Below are 1,625 nucleotides of genomic sequence, written 5' to 3'. Positions count from 1 at the left end.
TGATAGAGATAATGCCTCTACACTTAAAGGATTTAATGTAAGTCCATATGTAAGTACAAGTTTTATCAGTGAAACAGGAAGCCTCAATGTTTTAACATGAGGTAGCTCACTGGTAATCTCCCAGTTCCCTTATCTGTGTTCCTTTTCCGGACAGTATGGAATCTACCAGTTCAGAGGCGAATCTGATATTTGTTATAAGAGGTATATCCTTCTTAATTCCAAGGTTCCTGATAGAGAATCCATCCCTAATTGACCCATATGATTCTGAGGGCGTGTTTATTATCATTGATATATCCTCATTTCTTATTATTTCACTGATTCCCGGTGACCTGAGATCCTTTACCCTGTAAACGACAGTGGCGCCAATCCCGGCTCCCTTGAGGGCACTGTATGTTCCCGGGGTTGCGTATATTTTCACACCCTTTTTATCCAGTTTGCGACCTATTTTTATGGCTTCATCCTTATCCATATCATTTACGGTAATTATGACGGATTTTAATTTAAAATCCCTTTTCATTATGCGTATTACCTTGGACATTGATTCCTGGAACGTTTCGCCGCAGCACATGGCCTCCCCTGTGGACTTCATTTCTGGACCAAGAATAACATCCATATCCCTGAATCTCTTGAATGGAAATACAGGAACTTTGATGAAGAATGATTTCGGTTCTGAATACTCTATATCTGGAGCAATGCCGAGCATGGCCTTTATTCCATAATCCACCCAGTTAATCCCCGTAGCCTTTGCAACAAATGGAATAGACCTGGAAGACCGTGCATTCAGTTCAATTACATATATTTCGTTGTCCTTTATGGCTATCTGGAGGTTAGAAAGGCCTGAAAGGTTGAAATTTACCCTCATTTTCTCAACTATGTCCTGGATCCTGTTCAGTGTTTTCTTATCAATCCTGTCTGGCCCAAGAACCATAGTAGCATCACCTGAATGGGTTCCAGCCTCTTCTATGTGTACCGAAATTCCTGCTATTACTGATTTTTTACCGGAAGATATGAAATCCACATCAATTTCTGTTGCATTTTTCAGGTACCTGCTTACCAGGACTGGAGATCCCGGGCGATCTATGAACAATTCTTTTACACGTTCAATTAAAATATCATAACTGTAAATTATATCCATTGCTCTTCCGCCTATAATGAAACTGGAACGGATGATTACCGGAAGGCTTATTCCTCTTATTTTTTCCTCCAGTTCGTTTATATTAGAGACTTCAATATAATCCGGCTGTTTTATGCCCAGGCTTTTCAGTGTTTTCGAGAATATTGTGCGCTCCTCAATCCTGTAAATATCCTCCGGTTTCGTTCCCATAACGATATTCTGGAATATTTTTGAGAGCCCTGAGGCCATATTCTGACCTGTTTGCCCTGAAAATTGGATTATAATTCCCTCTGGCTTTTCTGCACTAACAATGTTAGACACATGTTCAAGTGTAACCGGTTCAAAGTAAAGTTTGTCCGATATGTCAAAGTCGGTGGAAACAGTTTCTGGATTGCTGTTAACCATTATTGCCTCATAGCCCAGTGTCTTCAAGGACAATATGGATTTTACCGCACCGTAGTCAAATTCCACGCCCTGAGATATCCTGTTGGGTCCTGAACCTATGACTATA

General features: G+C 40.5%; 1 pseudogene. It reads right to left on the bottom strand.

The annotated features are described in order from the left end of the window. Window positions 1-106: 106 nt before the first annotated feature. Window positions 107-1,625, bottom strand: a pseudogene (locus tag AMDU4_RS10210) (ATP-grasp domain-containing protein); the annotation flags it as partial.

Source organism: Ferroplasma sp. Type II, assembly GCF_000496155.1.
This window is presented reverse-complemented; position numbering and strand designations above follow the sequence as displayed.